Source organism: Pseudarthrobacter sp. (genome assembly GCF_036675385.1).
GTDB lineage: Bacteria > Actinomycetota > Actinomycetes > Actinomycetales > Micrococcaceae > Arthrobacter.
In genome coordinates this window covers 1-6,745 of the sequence record NZ_JAKFFD010000157.1, presented here as the reverse complement: position 1 = coordinate 6,745, position 6,745 = coordinate 1, and the positions used below count along the sequence as shown (strand labels likewise).

The 6,745-nt window shown below is 63.0% G+C and carries 6 protein-coding genes; all 6 read left to right on the top strand.

All coding sequences use genetic code 11. From position 1 onward, the window contains the following. A partial coding sequence (locus tag V6M49_RS12570) for a hypothetical protein (RefSeq protein WP_332761296.1) occupies positions 1–212 on the top strand: 212 nt, incomplete at its 5' end. 12 nt (positions 213–224) lie between these two features. Continuing rightward, the gene (locus V6M49_RS12565; RefSeq protein ID WP_332761295.1) at positions 225–2,552 is read left to right on the top strand and encodes an FdhF/YdeP family oxidoreductase; all 2,328 of its coding nucleotides are present in this window, start codon (positions 225–227) and stop codon (positions 2,550–2,552) included. Further along, complete coding sequence (folE, locus tag V6M49_RS12560; protein WP_332761294.1) at positions 2,549–3,151, top strand: GTP cyclohydrolase I FolE; 603 nt, start codon at positions 2,549–2,551, stop codon at positions 3,149–3,151. The genes V6M49_RS12565 and folE overlap by 4 nt, the downstream gene beginning before the upstream one ends. A 190-nt stretch (positions 3,152–3,341) precedes the next feature. Then, positions 3,342–4,142 carry an IclR family transcriptional regulator gene (locus tag V6M49_RS12555; protein WP_141141904.1) on the top strand — a complete coding sequence of 267 codons (801 nt, stop codon included), beginning with the start codon at positions 3,342–3,344 and terminating at the stop codon, positions 4,140–4,142. Between the two features lie 371 nt (positions 4,143–4,513). Then, positions 4,514–4,639 (top strand): hypothetical protein, encoded by a 126-nt coding sequence (locus tag V6M49_RS12550; protein WP_256370769.1) that lies wholly within the window; start codon positions 4,514–4,516, stop codon positions 4,637–4,639. Between the two features lie 56 nt (positions 4,640–4,695). Next, complete coding sequence (locus V6M49_RS12545; protein WP_332761293.1) at positions 4,696–6,669, top strand: BCCT family transporter; 1,974 nt, start codon at positions 4,696–4,698, stop codon at positions 6,667–6,669. Positions 6,670–6,745 lie beyond the last annotated feature (76 nt).

Genomic DNA, 6,745 nt, shown 5'->3' with positions numbered 1-6,745 from the left:
GGGACGACTTCCTGAGCTACGACAGCGGACGCCTGATCCGCGAGGTTCACCAGGAGTTGGCGGGCGATCCCCTCTTTGCCGGGTTCCATGTCTACACCTTCAACGACCTCGGCCGCCTGCCTGGCCTCCTGGATGATCTGCGGGCACTGCAGCCGACCATTTCGCTGGCCCCAGGCAGCACCTCCATTCCACTGTTTCCTGCCAAGATCTGAAGGGAAGATCACATGGCTTCCAAAGCCCCCAAGCAGAACATCGACGAGTCAAAACTGACCGTGACGAAGCCCAAAACGACGGCCGTCGGCATTCCGGCTGTAGCGAACGCGTTGAAAATTTCCCTCGAGCAGATGGGCCCGCTGCGCAGCATCCAGACGCTCCTGGCTGTCAACCAGGTTGACGGCTTTGACTGCATGGGCTGCGCCTGGCCTGAACACGAAAAGCGCAATGCTGCGGAATTCTGCGAAAACGGCGCCAAGGCAGTGGCCGAAGAAGGCACGCGCCGCCGCGTCACGCCCGAATTCTTCGCACACCACTCCATTGCGGACCTGAAGACGCGCGATGACTTCTGGCTGGGCCAGCAGGGCCGGCTGACGCATCCGATGCTCCTCGACGAAGGCGCAACCCATTACAAGCCCATCGCGTGGGACGACGCTTATGAGCTGATCGCCCAGGAGATCAGGGACATGGAGCACCCGGACCAGTCAGTGTTCTACACGTCCGGGCGTACATCGAACGAGGCAGCCTTCGCCTACCAGCTCCTCGTTCGCGGCATCGGGACGAACAATTTGCCCGACTGCTCCAACATGTGCCACGAATCGTCCGGCTCGGCGCTGGTTGAAACGATCGGTATCGGCAAAGGCTCCGTCAGCCTCACGGACCTGGAAACGGCGTCGCTGATCTTCGTGGCGGGGCAAAATCCCGGCACCAACCACCCGCGTATGCTCAGCGCGCTGGAGAAGGCGAAGAAGAACGGCGCCGTCATCATCTCCGTGAATCCGCTTCCCGAGGCCGGGCTCCTGCGGTTCGAGAATCCGCAGAACATTTCCGGCATGGTGGTGGGCACACAGCTGACCGACGATTTCCTCCAAATCCGCGCTGGCGGCGATCAGGCCCTCTTCCAGGGGCTTGGCAAATATCTTCTCGAAGCCGAAGCGCAGGGGCGCAAGACCCCCGGCCTCCCCACCGTGCTGGACCACGAGTTCATCAAGGACCACACCGTTGGCATCGACGAATACCTGCGGTACCTCGAAAAGGCGGAATGGGACGACATCGTCGAAGCCACCGGACTGACACTGGAACAGATCAAATCCACTGGCGAGCGCCTGCTGGCTTCGAGCGCCACCATCGTCTGCTGGGCCATGGGACTCACCCAGCACAAGCACTCAGTTCCCACCCTCCGCGACGTGGTCAACGTCCTGCTTCTGCAAGGCAATATCGGCAAACCCGGAGCCGGCGTCTGCCCCGTCCGCGGCCACTCCAACGTCCAGGGCGACCGGACCATGGGCATTTTCGAGAAGATGCCGGAGAGCTTCCACGACCGGCTTGACCACGAGTTCCAATTCCTCTCCCCCAGGGCGCATGGCTTCGACACCGTGGCCGCCATCCGCGCCATGCGGGACGGCAAGATCCGCGTCTTCATTGGCATGGGCGGCAACTTCGTGCGGGCGGCCCCGGATTCCGAGGTCACGGAACAGGCGCTGGCCAATACGCGCCTGACGGTGCAGATCTCCACGAAACTGAACCATTCCCACGTATCGACGGGTCGACGTGCACTGATTCTTCCGACGCTGGGACGCACCGAGAAGGACACCCAGCGCACCGGCGACCAGAGGGTGACCGTGGAGGACTCCATGAGTGCGGTCCACGCCTCCCGCGGACGCCTGAAGCCCGCCAGTGAGCACCTGCACTCTGAAGTGGCCATTGTCTGCAACATCGCCCACAAAATCTTCACCGGCAGCGACGACCTCCCGCTGCCCAATACCCCCAAAGCCGACTGGCTGGCCATGAGGGACGACTACTCCATCATCCGGAAACACATCGAGGCGGTCCTCAGCGGCTTCGAGAACTTCGAGGAACGGATCCAGAACCCTGGTGGGTTCGTCCTGCCCCACCCGCCCCGGGACGCCAGGAAGTTCGATACTGCTTCGGGCAAGGCCCACTTCACAGGCAACGAACTGGAATTCATCAGGGTCCCCGCGGGACGGCTCGTCCTTCAGACCCTGCGCTCCCATGACCAGTACAACACCACCATCTACGGCAAGGACGACCGCTACCGCGGCATCCACGGCGGGCGCCGCGTCGTCATGATCAACGCCGACGACATTACTGAGCTGGGGTTCACGGACGGGGATATGGTCCATCTCATCTCCGAATTCCAGGGGACCGAACGACGGGCCGAAAACTTCCGCATCGTTTCATACTCGACGCCCAAGGGTTGCGCGGCGGCCTACTACCCGGAAACCAACGTCCTCGTGCCACTTGACTCCGTCGCCGACACCAGCGGCACGCCGACCTCCAAGTCCGTTATCGTGCGGCTTGAGCGGGCCGAAGCGTGAGCTCCGTCCTGACGACGGAAGCAATCGTCACGAAGGGTGTGGACGGGCCAAGGGTGGAACGGGCTGTCCGCGAATACCTCCTGGCCATCGGGGAGGACCCCGAAAGGCCTGGGCTGGTGGACACGCCGGCCCGCGTTGCCCGCGCCGCCGCGGAAATGTTCGGCGGGCTCCATGAGGATCCCCTGGTAGTCCTGGACAAGACCTTCGACCTCGGCCACGGTGAAATGGTCATCGTTAAGGACATCCCGTTCTATTCCACCTGCGAACATCACCTGGTGCCGTTCCATGGCGTGGCGCACGTGGGCTACATCCCGTCCGCTGAGGGACTCGTGACCGGCCTCAGCAAGCTTGCCAGGCTGGTGGACGTCTTTGCGCGCAGGCCGCAGGTCCAGGAGAGGCTCACCACCCAGGTGGTGGACGCGCTGGTCACATCGCTGCGGCCACTGGGCGCCATTGTGGTGATCGAGTGCGAGCACCTGTGCATGTCAATGCGGGGCGTCCGCAAACCGGGGGCAAAGACCATCACATCGGCAGTCCGTGGTGAACTGCGCCTGCCGGCCGCCCGGGCCGAAGCGCTGAGTCTCATCCACGGTCGATAAGAAATCTCGCCCGGCATCCCATCGACAGCTTCGTCCTGACGAAGGATGCACCGTCCTGCGTTGCCGCGCCTGACGCCGATTGACGGCCTTGCGGCAGTGTCGGTCTAGGATGAATCAAGATGAGCCGGAAGGTTGGCTGGAACCTCCCCCCGGGCTCGCACACCCGGCATAGATGACGACACGAGGCATGATGGCCGCACGCAATGACCCGGACAAGGACGCAGATGCGCAGGCTGGAGGCGTCCAATCGGTGGACCGCGCCCTCCAGATCCTGGACATCCTGGCCCGCGAAGGCGACGCCGGCGTCAGTGAAATCGCCGAAGAGATGGGCATACACAAGTCCACCGTGTCGAGGCTTGTGGGATCCTTGGTCGGGCGCGAGCTGGTGCGGCAGAACAGCGAACGTGGAAAGTACCAGCTGGGATTTGGCATCCTGCGCCTGGCATCGTCCATCCCGGGCAGGTTGAGCGTAGTTCACGAAGCCAGGGAGGTCCTCGAGAGCCTCGCAGCGGCATATAAGGAAACAGTCAACCTGGCCGTGCTGCGATCGAATTTTGCGGTCAACGTGGACCAGGCAATGGGACCCTCAACGCTGGCCACGTATGACTGGGTGGGCAGCCTGACACCGCTGCACGCCACGTCCAGTGGAAAAGTGCTGCTCGCTGCCCTGACTGCCGACGAAAGGGACACGATCTTCAAGAGGATCGGCCTCCCAGCCCGCACGCCTCGTACCATCACCAACCGCTCGGAGCTGGAGAAGCAGCTGCTGGACGTCGCCCGCAATGGCTATGCCGTCGTTCACGAGGAGTTCGAGATCGGGCTGACGGCGGTTGCAGTGCCGATCTACAACCACCTGGGAAACGTCATCGCTGCGGTGAGTATTTCCGGCCCCGCCTTCCGGTTTACGCCGGAAGAACAGCCCGGGCTTGTTGACGGCCTCAAGGATGCAGGCCTGACCATCAGCACAAAAATGGGCTACAGGCGCCGGTAGGCCCGGCCCGACGGGCCACGCCTAGCAATCCTGGTGGGGGTCGAGGATCCCTGCGCTTTCCACAAGGCTTGGCACACAGAGCCAACCGCATTCAACGACCGTGTGGTCCGCAGCCATCGGGAACACTGTGGATGATGACGTGGTCCTCCACAGCTCTCCTTTCAACCGCTTCATGCGCAACGACACTCGTGATACGCAACAGTTTGACGCATCCCCCCGTTGAGTGTCACATTCCCGGCAAATCAGTCCCAACCCTTGACATCTCTTATTATCGAGCGCAATCTGTTGCTTACTGCGAACACAGTTGAGCCATGCGGAACGATCCCGCCTTAACCCACTTAGCGCGAAATCAATCCCCTCAACATAAAAAGGTGCCCCATGCACCGGAGCCCCGGATGCACCCCCGGCAAACTGCCGGTGGGCACCACGAAGTGCAAATTGTCGACGGCAACAACATGATCATCGAATCGGACGAGGCCCCCAACCTTCCGGCCTGATTCCCGAGGGCCATGTTTTGCCGTAGGCCCCTGCCTCACCGATCAAAGGACCGTTCATGGCTCTAAATAGTGATCTAAAATCCCATACACCCGAGGAGGTGCCTGCCGTGAACGATTTGGCAGCATTTCCCCGCAACGTAGACACCAATCCTGCTGTCCTCGATCCGGAGGACGGCGCCGCAGAACCACTGCCGGACGTTGAAGAGTACGAACAGATCCTCGAAGAGCTTCGTACTGCCAAGACCGAGCAGGCCGTCTCCCTGCGCCGGAACCACTCACTCACCCTCGACAAAGTCACCTTCGGGATCACCGGCGCCATCGCCATCGCCTTCGTGATCTGGGGCTTCGTGGGCCGGGACAGCCTCGCCTCGTCCTCCACGGTTGCCCTGAATTGGGTCATGGAATACACCGGCTGGCTCTTTATGGTCCTGGCGTCCCTGTTCGTCGTGTTCGTCCTGTGGCTGGCCCTGGGCAAGTTCGGCAATATCCCGCTGGGCAAAGACGGCGAGAAACCCGAATTCCGTACCGTCTCCTGGGTCGCGATGATGTTCGCCGCCGGCATGGGCATCGGACTGATGTTCTACGGTGTAGCCGAACCGCTCTACCACTACATCTCTCCCCCGCCCGGAACCGTGGACGGCCGCACCCCCGCAGCGATCCAGACGGCCATGGCCACCTCGATCTTCCACTGGACACTGCACCCCTGGGCCATGTACGCAGTGGTCGGCATTGCCATGGCATACGGCACCTACCGCCTCGGCCGCCGGCAACTGGTCTCCGCAGCCTTCACCTCACTTTTCGGCATGAGGATGGTGGAAGGCCCGCTCGGGAAGTTCATCAACATCCTGGCCATTTTCGCCACCCTCTTTGGCACCGCCGCTTCCCTGGGCCTCGGCGCCCTGCAGATCGGCAGCGGCATGACCTCCAACGGCTGGTTCGGCGAAGTCGGCACTCCCGTGCTTGTGGGGATCGTCGCCGTCCTGACCTTCTGCTTCGTCGCTTCGGCCGTCTCCGGCATCAGCCGCGGCATCCAGTGGCTCTCCAACATCAACATGGTCCTGGCCGTCGTCCTCGCACTCATCGTCTTCATCGCCGGTCCGACCCTGTTCATCCTCAACCTGATCCCGTCCGCCGTCGGCGACTACGCCCGCGACCTGGCCGAGATGTCGTCCCGGACCGAAGCAGTCGGCGATGAAGCCCTCCGAAGCTGGATGACCAGCTGGACCATCTTCTACTGGGCCTGGTGGATCTCCTGGACGCCCTTCGTCGGCATGTTCATTGCCCGCATCAGCCGCGGCCGCACCATCCGCCAGTTCGTCACCGGCGTGCTGCTGGTCCCCAGCGTCGTCAGCGTCATCTGGTTCGGCATCTTCGGCGGAGCCGCCTTCCATGTCCAGCAGGAAGCCGATAAGGCAGGCACGCCCGGGCTGGTAACAACGGCCGACGGCGTATCCTCCGTCAACTTCGACGGCGCACTCTTCGACCTCGTCAAAAACCTTGGCATGCCGGGCTGGCTCACCGCCGGCGTCATCGTGCTGGCCATGGTCCTGGTCGCGATCTTCTTCGTCACCGGCGCCGATGCCGCCTCCATCGTGATGGGATCACTCAGCTCCAACGGCGCCGAGCACCCCCGCCGCGGAGTCGTCATCTTCTGGGGCAGCCTCACCGGCGCCGTGGCAGCAGTCATGCTGCTGGCCGGCGGCGACGAACCCTCCGAAGCCCTGGCCGGCCTGCAACGCATCACCATCGTCGCAGCCCTGCCGTTCATCGTCGTCATGCTCCTGCTCTGCTTTGCCCTCGCCAAGGACCTGCGCCGCGATCCTCTCTCCCTCCGACGGCGCCTGGCCACATCCGTCGTCGAACGGGCCATCAGAACCGGCGTGGAACAACACGGCGGCATTCAATTCGACCTCGTGACAAAGCACGACTGCGCCGATTCCTGCCCGGACCCGGACTCCCACCAAGGCGGCACCCACACAGGCAGCATCCCCACCATCCAGGCCCGACAGACAGACCGGGACAACACCTAAACCCACCCCCAGAAACAACCCGCCCCGGTAGCACGCGGCCAACCAACCCGTGCCACCGGGGCACACCCACACCCCC